Origin of the sequence: Comamonas sp. BIGb0124, assembly GCF_003752175.1 — a bacterium.
GTDB lineage: Bacteria > Pseudomonadota > Gammaproteobacteria > Burkholderiales > Burkholderiaceae_C > Comamonas_F.
Genome location: NZ_RJVF01000011.1, coordinates 26,496 through 44,637, shown reverse-complemented (window position 1 = coordinate 44,637; position 18,142 = coordinate 26,496). Strand labels below are relative to the sequence as shown.

The window sequence follows — 18,142 nt, the reverse complement described above, 5'->3', positions numbered from 1 at the left end:
CACGCGCCGCTTTCCCTGTGTCGGTCCGCTATCCGCTGACGGCCGGGAATCCATGGCGCCTGGCGGCCCAGACGGCGATCAGCGATGCCGCCACCAGCACCAGCAGGGCCGGGGCGAACGCAGCGGCGCCCAGCCTGTCGAGCAGAATGCCGCCGATGAGGCCGCCGCCGGCAATGGCCATGTTCCAGGCGGTCACCAGCATGGACTGCGCGACGTCGGCGGCCTCGTCTCCGGCCGTCTTGGCCAGGGCGGTCTGGAACAGGGTCGGGGCGCCGCCGAAGGCCACTCCCCAGATGCCGATGGCGATGTAGACGAGGGCCGGCGCCTCGCCGGCCACCGCCAGCACGGATGCGGCAAGACCGAACAGCAGCGTGCTGGCCAGCGCCAGCGTTCGCAGGTGGCGGTCGATCAGCACCCCGACGATCCAGATGCCCAGCAGCGAGGCGACACCAAACACCAGCAGCACCAGATCGGTTCGATCGCCGAGACCTGCCACCGCCAGAAAAGGCGCGATGTAGGTGTAGAGAATGTTGTGCGCCAGCACGAAGGCCAGGACCACGAACAGGACGGAACGGACGCCGGGCAGCTTGAAGACCTGGCTCAGCGCCAGTTGCCTGCCCTTGGCCTGCCCGCCGAAATCCGGGAGCCGCAAGCGGACCCAGACCATCAGGATCAGCGCGAGCACACTCATGCTGCCGAAGCAGGCGCGCCAGTCCATCAGCGTGCCCAGGAACGTGCCTGCCGGTACGCCCAGCGACAGCGCCAGCGGCGTGCCGACCATGGCGACGGCAATGGCCCGCCCTTTCTGGTGTTCGGGCACCATGCGGGCGGCATAACCCGCCACCAGCGCCCACAGCAGTCCGGCGGAGACTCCGGCCAGGAAACGCGCCACCATGGTCAGCCCATAGCTGGCCGAAAACGCCGTGACCGTGTTGGCGACGACAAAACCCGCGATGGCGGCCAGCAGCAGGGGCCGGCGCCTGACGCCCTGCGCCGCGGCAGTCAGGGGGATGGCGGCGATCAGGGAGCCGATGGCGTAGACGGTGATCGTCTGGCCCACCCAGGCTTCCGAGACGCCCAGGCCCGCCGCCATCTGCGGCAGCAGTCCGGCCGGCAGCGCCTCGGTCAGCACGGTGACGAACGCGGCCATGGCCAGCGCGAGCAGAGAGGCCAGCGGCAGACGTTCCCGGCCGGCCGCCGGCGTGCCGCCAGGGGTGAGGGCAGGGGGGGGCGGCGTGATCGCGCTCATTCGTTCACCCCCGGCACGCCGTAGACCGCATCCCGCAGTTCGTTGACGAACGGGCCCGACATGCCTTCGTACAGGGTGTTGGTGAGGGCGACGACGCTGAGCCCCTGGGTCCGGTCGACGAACCACGAGTGGCCGTAGGCACCGCCCCAGCGCCAGGTGCCGTCGGACTCGGGCGATGCGGCCAGACCGCGGTCGCGCAGGACCGAGAATCCCAGTCCAAAGCCGAGGCCGGGCGCATCGGGCAAGTCGCGGCCCGCAGTCTGGTCCCGTCCCATGTCGGCGACGATTTCGCTGGGCAGCAGGTCGCCGCCGCCTTGGCGCAGGGTGTCCAGCAGGCGAAGCACATCGCCGGCGGTACCGGCCATGCCCGCCCCGGCGGACGGGAAGGCGTGGCGATCGAAGATGCGGGCAGGGCTGTAATCGATGCCGACGGCACCGTCGAAGGCCGAGACACGCTCGCCTTCCTGCAGGCGGTGCGGCTGCGGGTGGTCGTTCACGTAGGCCGTGGCCACGCGCTGTGCGTCGTGGGCCACGAAGCCGGTGTCGCCCATGCCCAGCGGCCCGGTCACCGATCGGCGTAGGGCGGCGTCCAGCGAGGTGCCCTGGATGCGTTCGATCAGGGCGCCCAGCACGTCGGTCGCCAGCGAGTAGCCCCAGGCCGTCCCGGGTTCGTACAGCAGCGGCACGCCGGCGAGGCGCCGCAGGTTCTCGCTCAGGCCGATGCCGGACGCGTCCATGCCGTCCGATACGCCTGCGCGCGCATAGGGTCCGTCCGCGTCGGCCTCGAAGAAACGATAACCGAGACCGGCCGTGTGGCTCAGCAACTGGCGTGCGGTGATGCGGGCGGCGCGGCCATCGGGCAGGCGCGGCCGGAATTCGGGGAGCCAGCGTTCGATGCCATCGTCGAGATCGAGCCGGCCCTGCGACACCAGCACCATCGCCGCGGCGGACACGATGGGCTTGCTGACCGATGCCAGGCGGAAGATCGTGTCGACCGTCATCGGGCGTGCGCTTTCGCGATCGGCCCATCCGCTGGCCTGCGCATGGATCAGGTCGCCATCGCGGGCGACCAGCACCACGGCGCCGACCAGCCGTCGTGTGTCCAGGGCCCGCTGGACGGCGGCCTGGACGCGTGCGGGCAGATGCGCGGGGGGCACGCCCATGCGCCATGTGGGCAGAGGTGAAGACAAACCGATTCCTTGTTCAATACATGAACCGTCACCATAGAAGCTCTGCCATTGAAGAAAAAGCAGGATACAGTTCCTGGTTATGCGGACTTGCATGTCCGTAATCGAGGATACGAATGGACAGCCTGAGTGGCTTTGCGGTTTTTGTTCAGGTGGCCGAGACCCGGAGTTTTGTCGCGGCCGGCAGGCTGCTGGGTGTCTCGGCATCGGCCGTGGGCAAGAGCGTGGCGCGGCTCGAAGAGAGGCTGGGCGTACGCCTGTTCCATCGCAGCACGCGCAGCGTCACGCTGACCGCCGAAGGCATTTTGTTCCTGGAGCGCAGCCGCCGCATCCTGGCCGAGATCGAAGCGGCGGAGCGCGAGCTGTCGCAGGCGACGGTCGCGCCCCGGGGCCGCCTGCGCATCAGCCTGCCGCTGGTCAGTTCCCTGGTGCTGCCGGTGCTCGGCGAGTTCATGCAGGCTTATCCGGACATCGAACTCGACCTCGATTTCAGCGACCGGCTGGTCGATGTCATCGAGGAGGGGTTCGACGCCGTGGTCCGCAGCGGTGAACCCGCCGACTCGCGCCTGTCGGCCCGCCGTCTGGGGGCGTTCGAGCTGATGCTGGTGGCGTCGCCGGATTACCTGGCGCGGCGGGGCACCCCCCAGGTGCCTGCCGACCTGCTTGAACACGCCTGCCTGCATTACCGGTTTCCGAACAGCGGCAAGCTGGAGACCTGGCCGTTGATCCGCAGCGCCGGCGAGCCCGAGCTTCAGTTGCCGACCTCGATGATCTGCAACAACATCGAGACGCGGCTGTGTTTTGCGCTGCAGGGCCGCGGCATCGCCTGCCTGCCGGACTTCTCGGCCCGGCGCCTGGTGGCGGAAGGTGTGCTGCGGCAGGTGCTGCCCGATCATGTGAAACGCACAGGCGTTTTTTATGTGCTGTGGCCCGCCAGCAGGCACCCCTCGCCGAAAGTCAGGGCGCTGGTCGATTTTCTGTGCGCACGGGTGTTCCCGGCGGCTGGGCGTCAACCCGCTTCCAGGTCTTGCAGAGGCGGGACTGGGGGATAGTCCAAGGCGCGGGCACGAAACGATGGTTCACTTGTTTGCCCTGGCGCAAGATTCGTGAAGAAGATGCAGGAACCCACCTTTACAGCCAGGCGATCTGGCCCTGGCAGGGCTCCGTGGCGTTCTAGAATCCAGGATTCCCGTTTGACGATTTCTGATTCAAGGACGCCATGGCCGCGCGCATCGCTTTGTTTGTTTATCCCGGATTCCAGCCGATGGACCTGGGCGTCCTGCAGGCCTTTGCCTGTGCCAACGAGGTGCTGGGCTCTGCGCACTACGTGACCGAGCTGGTGTCTTGCGACGGCGGGACGGTGGCCACGGGCCTCGGCGTGACGGTGGAGAGCCAGGCCCTGGGCCGCAAGCGGTACGACACGATTCTGGCCGCCGGCGGTGTGCAGGCGAACGCGCGGGCCGCCGGCCCCTGGGTCGACGGTCTGGTGCGGGTGGCACCCCGCGCGCGGCGCATGGGCGCCATGGGCAGCGGCGTCTGGCTGTTGGCACAGGGCGGCCTGCTCGAGGGCAGCCGTGCCACCGTGCCGGGTGCGCTGGCGCGCGAGTTCCGGCAGGCATTTGCGGGGGTGTTGCTGGAGGAAGACCGCTTTGTCGTGCACGACGGCGACTGGTGGACGGCGGCCGGCATGTCGGCCGGCCTGGACCTCGCTCTGGCCCTGATCGAAGACGACTGGGGGGCCGATGCGGCGCGCGACGTGGCGCGCAGGTTGCTGGTGGCGTATCCGCGTACCGGCGGACAGTCGCAGTTCGCGACCTGGTCCGAGCTGGCGCAGGAGCCCGATTCCGATCGCATCCGCCGAGCCCTGGATTTTGTGCGGGACAACCTGCGGGCGCCGCTGAACGTCGAGCAACTGGCCGACCAGGTGCAGTGGAGCGCACGGCATTTCAGCCGGGCCTTTGTGCGCGAGACGGGCATGACGCCCGCCAAGGCCGTCGAACGCCTGCGGCTGGAGGCCGCCAAGGCCCTGATCGAACAGGGGCAGGTGGCGATCGCCCATGTCGCCGCGCGCACGGGATTCGGCGACGAGGAACGCATGCGCCGCGCTTTCCTGCGGACCATCGGACAGCCGCCGCAGGCCTTGCTGCGGCAGGCTCGCGCGCAGGCGGCGCAGTTGCACGACAGCCTCGACACCGAGGTGTGACGAGGGCCCGGTGCGGCTTGCGCGTGCGCGCGTCGCTACCGCGATTTCACTGTGCGGCGGCCAGCCCTGCTGCCTTCACCACTTGCGCGTTGGCCGTGATGTCTTCGCGGATGTAGGCGTCGAACTTGTCGGGGGCCAGCGTCCAGGCTTCGGCCCCGAGCTTGCGGAAACGATCCTGCACTTCGGGGGCGGCCAGGGCTTTGGCGATTTCCTGGTTCAGGCGGTCGATGATGGGACGGGGGGTCTTGGCGGGAGCCAGCATGCCGATCCAGAAATTGAACTCCGAGCCGGGCACACCGGCCTCGGCTGTCGTCGGCACATCGGGCAACACGCTGGCACGCCGTGGCGAACCGACGGCCAGCGCCACCAACTGGCCTTCCTTGATCTGGCCGATGACCGGGGCAATGGGCGAGAAGTAGTAGTCCACGCGGCCCGACATGACTTCGGTGACGGCTTCGGCAGAGCCCTTGAAGGGAATGTTGGTGGCGTCGATCTGGGCCGCGTGCTTGAATTTCTCGGCGTTGAGGTGGGTGGCGCTGCCCTGGCCGGCCGACGCGAAGTTCAGGCTGCCGGGCTTGGCCCGTGCGGCTGCCAGCAGGTCGTCGAGCCGGCGGAACTGCTTGCTCGGTGCCACCACCAGCACGTTGGGCAGGGTCGCAATGGGCGAGATGCCCGCAAAGTCGGCCACCGTGTCGAACGGCAGCTTGGCGAAGGTCGAAGGGCTGACGGTGTGCGAAGACGAGTGCAGGAGCAGGGTGTAGCCGTCGGCCGGGCTGGTGGCGACCGCCTGCTGCCCGATGGTGCCGCTGGCGCCGGCGCGATTGTCGATGATCAGCGGTTGGCCCAGACTGCTTCCCACCTTGTCGCTGATCGCCCGGGCAATGATGTCGGTGGTGCTGCCCGCCGCAAACGGCACGATGACCCGGATGGGTTTGTTCGGATAGTTGTCTTGCGCCAAGGCCGCCGGTGCGTGCAGCAGGGCGCTGGCGGCTGCCAGCAGGACCAGGGGGGCGTAGCGGCTCAAAGGCATGGTGGTTGTCTCCTGTTGTGATTGGCGCCGCTGCGCGGTCGTGCGGCGAGAGGAATCGGCCGTCAATTCACCATTCAGTGAATTTGTGATTCATTATGGAATCGGCGGAGAGCGAGCGTCAATGCACGGAGAGCGGGTCCGGGATCGGGATATACCCGGGGTGGATAGGGTGACCTTGGACACGCTCTGCGACACGAAGGGCGGGGCCGGTTTGTCGGCGCGTGCGGAAGGCGAGCCGCCCACTGGCCTGTTTTTATTAACTGTATTGTTAATAAAAATACCAAGGCGTGTCCAAAAAAAAGCACCCGAAGGTGCTTGCCGCCGGGTGCGGTGCCGGCGGCGATGCGACCGATGCGCGCGTGGTGCGGCGCGAGGTCTCATTCGCGGGCGGGCACCGGGGTCGGAGGGCCCCGGTGCCGTGGTGGTGCGGCTCAGTTGAGCTGGATGCGAACCACGCTGTCGGGGCCGACGGTCGAATAGTCCTTGTTGAAGCCGACCTTGACCGTGACGTACAGAATCTGGCCGGTGGGGTCGAGCAGCAGGCTGTTGGGGTTGGGCGGCAGGTCGTACGATTTCTTGACCGCGTAGCTGGTGGAATCGAGCACCAGCAGCTTGCCGCTTTCGCGCTGCGTGATGTAGAGCTCGTTGCGCACGGGGTTGAGCTTGATGCCCAGCGAGTCGCCCACGGGCAGGCGCTGCGTGACCCGGCCGGTGCGGTCGTCGAAGACCAGGGTGGTCTTGGCCTTGGAGTTGTCGGTGACGAACAGGCGATGCGTCTTGGGATCGTGGGCGAAGTTCAGCAGCAGGTACTCCTGGCCATCGCCCGGCGTCCAGCGTTGCTGGATGCGGTAGCTGCGGGTGTCGATCACCAGCACTTCGCCGCCGCCGTTGGCCGCGTACAGGCGGCGCGTCGCCGGGTCGATCAGCAGGCCGGTCACCCACTTGCCGGCGTTCTGGATACGGGCCTTGAGCTTGAGCGTGAGGGCATCCACGACCCAGATCACGCCGGGGTCGCCCACGCCGCCGACAAACAGCGTGTGGGTGGCCTCGTCGTACGCCATCTGGCGCGGGCCCAGAGGTTTTTTGTCCGGACCGAGATCGTCGAACTTCAGGCGGGACTTGACTTCGCCGGTCTTGAGGTCGATCGCGCTGATGCCGCTGGAGACGCTGTTGGTGACATACAGCGTGTCGCCGGCCGGATTGACGGTGGCGCCGAAGTTGCGCAGATCGGTGTAGGTCTGCCCGGTCGTGGCCAGGGTGGTGGGATCGAGCTTGTAGATGACACCGCCCTTGACGCCGGTGATGGACTGGGCGGTCGAGGCGTAGACCGACTGGGTGACCGGGCTGTAGACCAGTTCGTAGACCCCGTGTGCGAGCTCGCGGCGCAGGACTTTGGGGTCGGCGGCCGGGGCGGTGGCCACGGGCGCGGGTGCCGGGGCCGGCGCGGGTGTGGCGGCGGCTGTCGTTGCGGAGGCGGTCGTGGCAGCCGGCTGCTGTGCGCAGGCGGCCAGGCCCAGGGCCAGGGCGACGGCCAGGCCGGTGGTGGTCAGGCTGCGGGGGATTGCGGGGCGCATGTCTCAACTCCTCAGGATATGCGGGACGGTAAAAACCGGGGGGGCAGCCAGCGGTGGCCGCGGCCCGGCGCGGATCATGTGCGGATTCTAGAAATCCACGGTGGCCGTGAGGGCGAAGGTCCGGGGAGCCCCGAGCACCAGGTAGCCGTTGTCGGGGTAGCCGCCGGCAGACGCCCAATAGTTGCGGTTGGCGATGTTGTTGACGCGTGCGCGCAAGGTCAGCAGCTTGTTCTGGAACTCGGTCACGTAACGGGCTCCGAGATCGAAACGCGTCCAGCTCGGCACGCTCAGCGTGTTGGCGTTGTCGGCGTAGACGCGGCCGGTGAACACCGCGCGGACGTCCAGCGTCAGGCCGCGGGCATAGGGGACATCCCATTCGACGCCGACGTTGGCCTGGCGGCTGGGGACGCCGATGACGCGTTTGCCTTCCAGGTCTTCGCTGGTCTTTTCCTTCTGCTTGGCATCCATGAACGTGACCCCGCCCAGCACACGCACGCCCCGCGCGATCTCGCCGTAGGTCGTCAGCTCGATGCCTTTGTGTTCGTCTTCGCCGTTGGCCGTGATGGTCTGCGAGCCGTCGGCGTTGGTTTCGGTCTTCTTGCCCGGCTTGGCCGTCGAGAACAGGGCGATGCCGCCACCGAGTTTGCCGCTGTCGTACTTGACGCCGACTTCCTTCTGCTTGGAGACGAAGGGGGCCAGCGTCTGCCCCGTGTTGGTGTAGTTGCCGGTGATCGACTCGCCTTTCGACAGGCCCTCGATGTAGTTGGCGTACAGCGAGACATCCCGGCGCAGCTTGTAGACCGCGCCCAGCACCGGGCTGGTCCGGCTCTTGGCGTAAACCTCGCCGTTCAGGCTGCTGATGTAGTCGTAACTGGTGTTCGAGAGCCGCTGGTAACGCAGGCCGCCCGTGAGCAGCAGTTTGCCGTCGAGCATCGAGGCCGTGTCGCCCAGCGCCATGCTGGTCATGCGTACCGTCGACAGCGGGCCCGGATTGGCGAGGTCGCCGCCGGTGAACGCCGTGCCGCTGATGGCCGGAAGGGCCACATCGACCGGGTTGTAGATGTTGGTCGGGAAGGTGTTGAAGAAGTCCATCGCATACGCGTTCCTTTCCTTGAGCTCGTAGTAGCTGGCGGAAGCGGTCAGGGTATGGCTGACGGGACCGGTGTCGAACTTGCTGCGCAGGCCGGCTTCGCCGGTCTTGATCACGTCCTCGCGGCGGTTGTCGAAACGGTAGGCCGTGGCGTCACCGGTGGCGGGGTTGGTGACGGTCACGCCCGCGAGGCGGTTGTCCTCGTGGCCCTTGCGGCTGCCGACGGCGGCCCATGCCGTGACCTGGTCGGTCAGGTCGTATTCGCCGCGCGCCGTGGCGTAGATGTCGCGTTCGTCGGAATGCGTCCACGGTTGCGCATAGTTGGTCGAGGCGGACGGCGCAGCCGGAACCGCGCTCAGGCCGGCGACGGTGACGTTGGGACGGGTGCCTTCGAGCTTGTTGTTCTGGAAACCGACATCGGCCGACAGGCGCGCGCGCGCACTGCGCCAATCGAGCCCCAGCGACAGCACGTCGAGCCGGGAGGCCTCGTCGTCGACGCCCGAGCCGTCGCGGCGATGGGCGGCGTTGATGCGGATGCCGGTGCTGTTGTCGGGGCCGAAGCGCCGCGCCAGATCCGTGGCCGCATACAGCTGGCTGTCGCTGCCGGCGCCCAGGGTGACTTGCGAGAGCGGTTCGTTGGGCGCGCGCTTGGGCAGCAGATTCACGGTGCCCCCGATGCCGCTTCCAGTGGGCGTGGCGCCGGTCAGGAAGGCGCTGGCGCCGCGCAGAACTTCGACGCGCTCGAACAGCTCGGCCGACGTGTACTGCCGGGGCATCAGGCCGTAAAGGCCGTTGTACGCGATATCGTCGGAACCGAGGATGAAGCCGCGGATGAAGTACGACTCCTGGAAGTTGCCATAACCTCGGGCAATGCGCACCGAGGGATCGTTCTGAAGCACGTCGGCGACGCTGCGAGCCTGCTGGTTCTGAATCAGCTCGTTGGTGTAGCTGGTGATCGAGAAGGGCGTCTCCATGTTGTCCTGCGTGCCCAGGATGCCCACACGTCCTCCGCGTGCCACCTGGCCGCCGGCGTACGCCGGCGACAGGCCTGCTGCCGACGCGTCGGCGCTCGCCGTCACCGTGACGGCCGACAAGGTGGCCTCGCCGCGGGTGGCGGTGGCCGGTGTCACCACCACCGCAGACCCCTGGACCCCGCCGCGCAGGCCGCTGCCGGCCAGCAACCGGTCGAGGGCCTGACCCGCAGTCAGGCGACCGCTGACGGCGGGCGCGGTCTTGCCGGCCACGGCCTGGGGCTGAACGGCGAGTTCCAGGCCGGTCTGCCGGGCCAGCTCGTTGAGTGCCGAGCCCAGCGGCTGGGCCGCGATGTCGACGGCTACCGGGGTCGTGCCGGCCGTGACCGACTGCGCATGGGCCAGCGGCAGCCCCAGTGCCAGGGCGATGGCCAGGACCAGGGGCGCCGGCTGCAGGCGAGTGTGTTGCATGGGATGTGTTCCTCCGCGATATGCGATTTGAAATCAGAATACTTCTTATGTAGACGCACATCTCCCCTAAAACCCTAGTCGCATCGCCGTTGTTGTTTCTTATCGAATATCGAGTGGCGATAGTTTTTTTGATTTCAAGGCGTCGAATGGCCCTGGGCCCGGGCCATGGCGGACGGCGATGGCGTTGCGCAAGGCCCGGTCTGCCGCAGGTTTTCCAGGGAAGGGTGCCGAGATTCGCGGCGAGGCCGGCGTCGCGCCGGGCGGCCGCTTCAGCTGTGGGGCGCGATGTCGATCCAGCCGTCGGCTCTGGCCAGCAAGCGCACGGGCAGCACTTGGGGCAAGGTCTGGCGGAAGTTGGTCAGATCCTGCGCATTGAAGGTGCCGGTGATGCGCAACGCCGCAATGTCGTCAGACACGATGCGCAAGCGGGTATCGCCGTAGCGTTCGAATTCGGCAATGGCCTGGGCCAGCGTGACGTCGTTGAAGCTGACGCGCTGGCGCCGCCAGGCTGCCACTTCTTCGGGGTCGATGCCCGCGACGGCCATCAATCGCCCCAGGCCGTCGCTGCTGACCTGCTGTCCAGCCACCAGATCGACCGCGGTCTCATCGGTTGCCGGATGCGAAACCGCACGGTGGGTTGCAGGGCCGCGGTCGGCCGAGACCTGGACGTGGACCTGGCCTTCGGAAACGGCCACCTGCACACCGGCGCGCTCCTGGATCTCCGGCGTGTGGCGGACGGAAAAGCGTGTGCCGACCACGGTGACCCGGGCGTCGCCTGCCCACACCTGGAAGGGGCGGGCGATATCGGACGTCACCTGGAACGCGGCTTGCCCACCCAGCAGATGCACCTCGCGCCGCTTGCGGAAAAACACCACCTCGAGCCGGGTCTGGGTGTCGATCTGCACCCGGCTGCCGTCGGGCAGCTCGAGGGACAGCAACTGGCCGCGCCGGCTGGCGAAGGACTGCTGCCAGGTCGGCCGCTGCACGTGCTGCCAGGTCAGCAGGCCCAGGGCCGAGACGCCCAGCGTGGTTCCGGCCAGGGCCAGGGCATGGCGGCGCTTGATGCCGACGGTCTCGCCGCCCAAGGTCAGCAAGCCCGCGCGCCGGGCCTGCAAATGCTTGTCGCGTTGCAGATTCTGGCGGATCTGCGACAGGCTGGTGGAGGGGAGCCTGTCGAACCCCGTCCAGTCCTGGCGCCAGCGTTCGAGGGCCGCCGCGTGGTCGGGGTGGCTGCCCAGCCACGCATCGCGCGCCGCCCGCTCCTGGCTCGACAGGCCGCGCAGCTCGCGCACGAACCACGCCAGCGCCGCACGGTCGACGTCGCTGTGTTCGGGGGCTGGCGGAAAGGGCGGCGGAACGGGCATGCGGGCTGACGGAGGGCGGGGGACAGGCGGTGGGTGGCGGGAGGCGAACGGGATTGAACGCCAGGCATTTGGGGCGGGCCGTCAGCCCGACAGAGTATTTTTTGCGGGCGAAGGGGGGTCGGGCGGCCGCTCGCGGACCTGCCGGCAGGCCTGCATGGCATTGCGGATGTGCTGTTCCACCGCCTTGAGCGAAATGCCCATGTGCTGTGCCACCTGCACCTGCGTCAGGCCGTCGAACTTGTGCAGGATGAAGGCCTCGCGGCAACGCAGCGGCAGGCGGTCGATGATCCGCAGCACCGATTGCATGGCCTGCGCCGCAGCCAGGCTGGCTTCGGGATCGACCACGACGTCGTGCAGCACCAGATGGCCGGCCAGCGCATCGCCGGCATCGTCGTGCAGGCTCACGTGTTCGCCGTGCGCCGTGCTGCGGCGGTGCTGGTCGATCAGGATGTTGCGTGCGGTGCGGTAGAGCAGCGCCCTCGGCTCGGCGATGGCGCTGCCCGACTGCTGCACGGCAATCACGCGCGAGTACGCTTCCTGCACGATGTCGGCCGCATTCTCGGCACTGCGGGTGCGGCGCGAGAAGTGGCTGAGCAATTCGCGGTAGTAACGCTCGATCATGATGGCCGGCCGGACGCGCGAATGTCGGGTGCGAAAGCGGGCTCAGCCCAGCTTGGCGCGCAGCACATCGTTGACCTGGGCCGGATTGGCCTTGCCGCGGCTGGCCTTCATCACCTGGCCGACGAGTGCATTGAAGGCCTTGTCCTTGCCCGCGCGGAACTCTTCCACCGACTTGGGATTGGCCGCCAGCACGTCGTCGACGATCTTCTCGAGTGCGCCGCTGTCGTTCATCTGCTTGAGACCCTTGGCCTCGATGATGGCGTCGACATCGGCGTTCTCGCTGTTCCACAGCGCTTCGAACACCTGCTTGCCGGCGTTGTTGGAAATGGTGCCGTCGCCGATGCGGCCGATCAACTGGGCCAACTGGCCCGAAGTGATGGGCAGTGCATCGAAGCCGAGATCGAGCGCGTTGGCGCGGCGCGAGACCTCGCCCATGATCCAGTTGCTGGCCAGCTTGGCGTTGCCGCAGACCCGCGCCGTGGCTTCGAAGAACGCGGCCATGGTCTTGCTCTGCGTGAGCGTGGTCGCGTCGTACTCGGGCAGGCCGTAGTCGGCGACGAAGCGGGCGGCCATCAGGCGCGGCAGCTCGGGCATGCCGGCGCGCACGCGCTCGATCCAGTCGGCCGAGATCACCAGCGGAGGCAGATCGGGGTCGGGGAAATAGCGGTAGTCGGCCGCGTCTTCCTTGGTGCGCATCGCACGGGTTTCGCCGGTGTCGGGGTCGAACAGCACCGTGGCCTGCTCGATCGCATGACCGTCCTCGATCTGCTCGATCTGCCAGCGGATCTCGAAGTCGATCGCCTGCTGCATGAACTTGAAGCTGTTGAGGTTCTTGATCTCCCGGCGGATACCTAGCGGCGCACCGGGCTTGCGCACCGACACGTTGGCGTCGCAGCGGAAAGAGCCCTCTTGCATGTTGCCGTCGCAGATGCCGATCCAGGTCACGATCTTGTGCAGTTCCTTGGCGTAGGCCACGGCTTCCTCGGTCGAACGCATGTCGGGTTCGGTCACGATCTCGAGCAGCGGCGTGCCGGCGCGGTTGAGGTCGATGCCGGACTGACCGATGAAGCCCTCGTGCACGGATTTGCCGGCGTCTTCTTCCAGGTGGGCCCGCACCAGGCGGACGGTTCGTTTCTCTTCGCCGAGCAGGAAACCGACTTCGCCGCCCTGCACCACGGGGATCTCGAACTGGCTGATCTGGTAGCCCTTGGGCAGGTCGGGGTAGAAGTAGTTCTTGCGCGCGAAGATGCTGGTCGGCGCGATGGTCGAGCCCAGCGCCAGGCCGAGCTGGATGGCCCGTTCGACGGCACCCCGGTTCATCACCGGCAGGGTGCCCGGCAGTGCCAGGTCGACGGCGCAGGCCTGGGTGTTGGGCTCGGCGCCGAAGGCGGTCGAGGCCCGGCTGAAAATCTTCGAGGCGGTGGAGAGCTGGGCGTGTGTCTCGAAGCCGATGACGACTTCGTAGCCCTGGATCAGTTTGGCGTGGCTCATGGTCTCAGATGCCTTCGGGTGCGCGGGCGTGGAAATCGGTGGCTTGCTGGAAGCGGTGGGCGGCGTTGAGCAGACGGGCTTCGTCGAAATAGTTGCCCAGCAGCTGCAGGCCGACCGGCAGCCCGCCTTCGCCGAAGCCCACCGGCAGGCTCATGCCCGGCAGGCCCGCCAGCGAGGCCGGCAAGGTGTAGATGTCGGCCAGGTAGTTGGCCAGCGGGTCGCTCTTGGCCCCCAGCTTCCAGGCCACCGTGGGCGCCACCGGTCCGGCGATCACGTCGCACTGGGTGTAGGCCTGCTGGAAATCGTCGGCGATCATGCGGCGGATCTTCTGCGCCTGCAGGTAGTAGGCATCGTAGTAACCGTGCGAGAGCACATACGCACCGATCATGATGCGGCGCTTGACTTCGTCGCCGAAGCCCTCGGCGCGCGTCGCTTTGTACATGGACTCGAGGTCGCTGTAGTCGGCGGCGCGGTGGCCGAACTTCACGCCGTCGAAGCGGCTGAGATTGGAGGACGCCTCGGCCGGCGCGATGATGTAGTAGACCGGGATGGACAGCTCGGTGCGCGGCAGGCTGATCTCGACGAGCTTGGCGCCCAGCGATTCGTAGGTCTTGAGGGCCTCGTCGATGGCCGCGCGCACGTCGGCGGCCAGGCCGTCGCCGAAGAACTCCTTGGGCAGGCCGATGCGCAGGCCCTCGATGGAGGCGCCCAGGTCGCGGCTGTAGTCCTGTGCGGGGTGGTCGAGCGAGGTCGAGTCGCGGTCGGCGTCCGGGCCGCAGATGGGCGAGAGCAGCAGCGCGCAGTCCTCGGCCGTGCGGGCCATGGGGCCGGCCTGGTCGAGGCTGGAGGCAAACGCCACCATGCCGTAGCGCGAGGCCCGGCCGTAGGTCGGCTTGATGCCGGTGATGCCGCAGAACGCGGCCGGCTGGCGGATCGAGCCACCGGTGTCGGTGCCGGTCACGCCGGGCGCCAGGCGGGCGGCCACGGCCACCGCGCTGCCGCCCGAAGACCCGCCCGGCACGCGGCTGCGGTCCCAGGGGTTGAGCGCCGGCTGGTAGGCGGAATTCTCGTTGGCCGAGCCCATGGCGAACTCATCGCAGTTGAGCTTGCCGAGGGTGACCGCACCGGCCTCGGCCAGTTGGCGAACGACCGTGGCGTCGAAGGGCGAACGGTAGCCCTCGAGCATCCGGGAGCCTGCCGTGGTCGGGAAGTCGCGCGTGACGAAAATGTCCTTGTGGGCGATCGGCACGCCCTCCAGGCGGGCCGCGCTGCCTGCGGCCAGGCGGGCGTCGGCGGCACGGGCCTGGGCCAGGGTCGCTTCGGGGTCGGTGGCGAGAAAGGCGCCGAGTTCGGGCGCGGCGGCGATGCGGTCCAGGAAATGCTGGGCGGTTTCGGTGGCCGAAACCTGCTTGTTCCGGAGCGCGGTGGCCAGTTCGGCCACCGTCAGGTGATGCAATTCACTCATGCTGTGCGATGTTGGAGACGGTAGGGCGCGGACGCCGGATTACTCGATGACCTTGGGGACGAGGAAAAAACCGTCCTCGACCGCCGGCGCGCTGCGCTGGTTGGCCTCGCGGTCGTCGGGCTCGCTGGCGACGTCCGCGCGCAGCCGCAGGGCCACGTCCTCGATCACGCTGGTCGGGTGGGCCAGGGGCACCACGCCCCGGGTGTCGACCGCTTGCATGCGTTCGACGATGGAAAAGAAATCGTTGAGCTGGCCGAGCATGCGTTCGCTCTCGGCCGGCTGCAGCCCCAACCTCGCCAGGTGGGCGATGCGGGAGATGTCTTGCGCGGTCAGTGACATAGGGGAACCAAATCCAGAAAGATTGTTCGAAGAGCCGCCCGACGCCGCCAACAGCGATGGCGCGGGCCAAAAGATCGCGATTCTCGTCAAATGACGGCCTTTAAGGGCTGAAATCGCGGCAGTTATACACAGGCTATGGAGTATTATCCCGCCTTCGGCGTGGACGCCGGAGCACCGGGCCTGGTTTGCCGTGCAACCGGGCGTTGCCCGATGCCAGCCAGCCCCCTGTCGCCACGAATTCATGGGCGGCGCTGCAGGCCCAGCCGCAGTGCGCCCTTATCCAGGAAATTACAGTTCTTATGTTTGGTTCCATCCGCCGGTATTTCTCCACCGACCTTGCTATTGATTTAGGTACCGCGAACACTCTCATCTACGCACGGGGCAAGGGCATCGTGCTCGACGAGCCGTCGGTCGTCGCCATTCGCCACGAAGGCGGCCCCCACGGCAAGAAGGTCATTCAGGCCGTCGGCGCCGAGGCCAAGGCCATGCTGGGCAAGGTGCCCGGCAACATCGAGGCGATCCGGCCCATGAAGGACGGCGTGATCGCCGATTTCGTGATCACCGAGCAGATGATCAAGCAGTTCATCAAGATGGTGCATCCGCGCACGCTGTTCTCGCCCAGCCCGCGCATCATCATCTGTGTGCCCTGCGGCTCCACCCAGGTCGAGCGCCGCGCCATCAAGGATGCGGCCGAAGCCGCCGGCGCCACCTCGGTCTACCTGATCGAGGAACCCATGGCAGCCGCCATCGGCGCGGGCCTGCCGGTCTCCGAGGCCTCGGGCTCCATGGTGGTCGACATCGGCGGCGGCACCACCGAAGTCGGCGTGATCTCGCTGGGCGGCATGGTCTACAAGGGCAGCGTGCGGGTGGGCGGCGACAAGTTCGACGAAGCCATCATCAACTACATCCGCCGCAACTACGGCATGCTGATCGGCGAGCCGACCGCCGAGCTCATCAAGAAGAGCATCGGCTCGGCCTTCCCCGGCAGCGAGGTCAAGGAGCTCGAAGTCAAGGGACGCAACCTCAGCGAAGGCGTGCCGCGCAGCTTCACCATCTCGAGCAACGAGGTGCTCGAGGCGCTGACCGACCCGATCAACCAGATCGTCTCGGCCGTGAAGAACGCACTGGAACAGACGCCTCCCGAACTGGGTGCCGACATCGCCGAGCGCGGCATGATGCTCACCGGCGGCGGCGCCCTGCTGCGCGATCTCGACCGCCTGCTGGCCGAAGAAACCGGCCTGCCCGTGCTGGTCGCCGAAGACCCGCTGCTGTGCGTGGTCAAGGGATGCGGCATGGCGCTCGAGCGTGTCGACCGCCTGGGCAGCATCTTCACATCGGATTGAAGAAAACGGCGGCGGCAGTCTGAAACAGATGGCCGCCGGGATTTTTCGTCGCGCGGCCGTCTGTGCGCGACCCTGGGCGCAGGCTGCTGGCAGCTGCGCCCTTGTCGTTGAGCGCTGTCGTTGGATCCGGCAGCCATCGCCGGTTTTGAAGGGCATGACATGCCGCTAGGCACGCTGGACCGCCGTCCGCCATCCTTTTTCAAGCAGGAAACACCCGCCTTCGTCCGGTTGCTGGTGTGCTTTGCGCTGGCTGTCTTCCTGATGGTGGCCGATACGCGGTTCCAGGTGACGCAGCCCCTGCGCGCCGTGGTCGCTGCCGCGCTCTATCCCTTGCAGGAAAGCGTGCTCAAGCCGGTTCGTGCCGTGCAGAGCAGCACGGCCTACGTCCGCTCGCTCGAGGACGCGCACGCCGCCCAGGCCCAGGCCGAGCAGCGCCTGATGGCCCAGACCCTGCGCGCCGCACAGGCCGAGGCGCTGCTCGACGAGAACACCCGCCTGCGCGAACTGCTGGGCCTGCGCGCCCGGCTGACGACGACGACGCAGGCTGCCGAGGTGCTCCACGACACCGCCGACCCCTATACCCGCCGGGTCACCATCGACAAGGGCAGCCTGCAGGGCATCTCCGCCGGCTCGCCCGTCATGGACGCCCATGGCGTGCTGGGACAGGTCACGCGGGCCTACCCCTTCACCAGCGAGGTTTCGCTGGTGATCGACCAGGACATGGTGATTCCGGTGATGAATCTGCGCACCGGCTCGCGTGCCATCGCCTATGGCAACCCGGCCCTGCTGGCCGACGGTGCGCTGGAGCTGCGTTTTGTGCAGAACGATGCCGACGTGCAGGTGGGCGACATGCTCACCACCAACGGCATCGACGGCATCTACCCGCCGGGCCTGCCGGTGGCCGAGGTGATCCAGGTCGAACGGCGTTCGGATTCGGCTTTCCTGCGCATCCATGCCCGTCCCCAGGCCCATCTGCGCGGCCTGCGCCATGTGATGGTGCTGGCGCCGCTGACGCGGCCCGACGAGCCTGTCGGGCAGGCGCCCGCACCCCAGGATGCCGCTTCGGGGAACCCTGTTCCGCCGGCCGGGTCGACCCAGGCTGGAAACGGCACGCCGCCGCCCGCCGCCACAGCGCGGACCGCGCCCGCCGCGGCGGCGGCACGCACCGCCCCCGCTGCTCCTGCCGGCGCCCGCTGACACCCGGAACCCGATGCCCATGTACACCTCCCGCAACAAACAGACCCTGCTGCTGCCGGTGCGCGCCTGGTTCATCTGGCTGAGCCTTGCGCTGGCGCTGCTGCTGGCCATGCTGCCGCTCGGCCGCCTCGTGTGGATGCCCGACATCATGGCCGTGGTGCTGATGTTCTGGGCCGTGCACCAGCCCGGCCGCATGGGCATGGCCGGGGCTTTTGCGCTCGGGCTGGTGATGGACATCCACCAGGGCTCCATCCTGGGCCAGCATGCCCTGGCCTACGCATTGCTGGCCTTTCTGGCGGCCGTGCTCAGCCGCCGTATCCTGTGGTACGGCGTGATCCAGCAGGCGCTGCATGTGTTTCCGCTGTTTCTGGCGGCGCATCTGGTGATGCTGGCGGCCGGACTGGTGGCCACGGGCCTGTTTCCGGGCTGGGACGTGATGCTGGCCCCCGTGGCCGAGGCGGTGCTGTGGCCCATGGTCTCGTGGGTCCTGCTGGCGCCGCAGCGGCGTGCGCCCGACCAGGACGACAACCGCCCGCTGTAACCGCCC

At 67.8% G+C, this 18,142-nt stretch carries 15 protein-coding genes; 5 read left to right on the top strand and 10 right to left on the bottom strand.

The features are described from left to right. Positions 1-28: 28 nt before the first annotated feature. Both EC845_RS22650 and EC845_RS22645 read right to left on the bottom strand, forming a co-directional pair. Complete coding sequence (locus EC845_RS22650) at positions 29-1,249, bottom strand: MFS transporter (RefSeq protein ID WP_123298519.1); 1,221 nt, start codon at positions 1,247-1,249, stop codon at positions 29-31. Next, positions 1,246-2,412: a serine hydrolase gene (locus EC845_RS22645; protein ID WP_233598076.1), complete on the bottom strand. Its 1,167-nt coding sequence runs from the start codon at positions 2,410-2,412 to the stop codon at positions 1,246-1,248. Before EC845_RS22645 ends, EC845_RS22650 begins: the two co-directional genes overlap by 4 nt. A gap of 140 nt (positions 2,413-2,552) precedes the next feature. Here EC845_RS22645 and EC845_RS12840 point away from each other — a divergent pair, with 140 nt between their 5' ends. After that, positions 2,553-3,488 (top strand): LysR family transcriptional regulator, encoded by a 936-nt coding sequence (locus tag EC845_RS12840; RefSeq protein WP_123298517.1) that lies wholly within the window; start codon positions 2,553-2,555, stop codon positions 3,486-3,488. A 167-nt stretch (positions 3,489-3,655) separates the two neighbouring features. Beyond that, on the top strand, positions 3,656-4,639 hold the full coding sequence (locus EC845_RS12835; protein ID WP_123298516.1) for a GlxA family transcriptional regulator: 984 nt from the start codon (positions 3,656-3,658) through the stop codon (positions 4,637-4,639). Between the two features lie 46 nt (positions 4,640-4,685). Here EC845_RS12835 and EC845_RS12830 read toward each other — a convergent pair whose 3' ends face one another. From EC845_RS12830 to gatC, 8 genes are all read right to left on the bottom strand, one after another. Continuing rightward, positions 4,686-5,669, bottom strand: coding sequence for a tripartite tricarboxylate transporter substrate binding protein (locus EC845_RS12830; RefSeq protein ID WP_123298515.1), 984 nt, complete (start codon positions 5,667-5,669; stop codon positions 4,686-4,688). Positions 5,670-6,100: 431 nt separating this feature from the next. Further along, positions 6,101-7,243, bottom strand: coding sequence for a YncE family protein (locus tag EC845_RS12825; RefSeq protein ID WP_123298514.1), 1,143 nt, complete (start codon positions 7,241-7,243; stop codon positions 6,101-6,103). An 87-nt stretch (positions 7,244-7,330) separates the two neighbouring features. Further along, complete coding sequence (locus EC845_RS12820) at positions 7,331-9,775, bottom strand: TonB-dependent receptor (RefSeq protein ID WP_123298513.1); 2,445 nt, start codon at positions 9,773-9,775, stop codon at positions 7,331-7,333. Positions 9,776-10,044: 269 nt separating this feature from the next. After that, the gene (locus EC845_RS12815; protein ID WP_123298512.1) at positions 10,045-11,139 is read right to left on the bottom strand and encodes a FecR domain-containing protein; all 1,095 of its coding nucleotides are present in this window, start codon (positions 11,137-11,139) and stop codon (positions 10,045-10,047) included. A gap of 81 nt (positions 11,140-11,220) precedes the next feature. After that, positions 11,221-11,760 carry an RNA polymerase sigma factor gene (locus EC845_RS12810; RefSeq protein ID WP_123298511.1) on the bottom strand — a complete coding sequence of 180 codons (540 nt, stop codon included), beginning with the start codon at positions 11,758-11,760 and terminating at the stop codon, positions 11,221-11,223. Positions 11,761-11,802: 42 nt separating this feature from the next. Continuing rightward, positions 11,803-13,251 (bottom strand): Asp-tRNA(Asn)/Glu-tRNA(Gln) amidotransferase subunit GatB, encoded by a 1,449-nt coding sequence (gene gatB / locus EC845_RS12805; RefSeq protein ID WP_123298510.1) that lies wholly within the window; start codon positions 13,249-13,251, stop codon positions 11,803-11,805. Positions 13,252-13,255: 4 nt separating this feature from the next. After that, positions 13,256-14,716, bottom strand: a complete 1,461-nt coding sequence (gene gatA, locus EC845_RS12800; protein ID WP_123298509.1) for an Asp-tRNA(Asn)/Glu-tRNA(Gln) amidotransferase subunit GatA — start codon at positions 14,714-14,716, stop codon at positions 13,256-13,258. A 39-nt stretch (positions 14,717-14,755) separates the two neighbouring features. Next, positions 14,756-15,055, bottom strand: a complete 300-nt coding sequence (gene gatC / locus EC845_RS12795) for an Asp-tRNA(Asn)/Glu-tRNA(Gln) amidotransferase subunit GatC (protein ID WP_123298508.1) — start codon at positions 15,053-15,055, stop codon at positions 14,756-14,758. A gap of 299 nt (positions 15,056-15,354) precedes the next feature. Here gatC and EC845_RS12790 point away from each other — a divergent pair, with 299 nt between their 5' ends. From EC845_RS12790 to mreD, 3 genes are all read left to right on the top strand, one after another. After that, entirely contained in the window at positions 15,355-16,398 is a 1,044-nt protein-coding gene (locus tag EC845_RS12790) for a rod shape-determining protein (RefSeq protein ID WP_123298507.1), read from the top strand. A gap of 159 nt (positions 16,399-16,557) precedes the next feature. Continuing rightward, the gene (gene mreC / locus EC845_RS12785) at positions 16,558-17,595 is read left to right on the top strand and encodes a rod shape-determining protein MreC (protein WP_123298818.1); all 1,038 of its coding nucleotides are present in this window, start codon (positions 16,558-16,560) and stop codon (positions 17,593-17,595) included. A 19-nt stretch (positions 17,596-17,614) separates the two neighbouring features. Further along, on the top strand, positions 17,615-18,136 hold the full coding sequence (gene mreD, locus EC845_RS12780) for a rod shape-determining protein MreD (protein ID WP_123298506.1): 522 nt from the start codon (positions 17,615-17,617) through the stop codon (positions 18,134-18,136). Positions 18,137-18,142 lie beyond the last annotated feature (6 nt).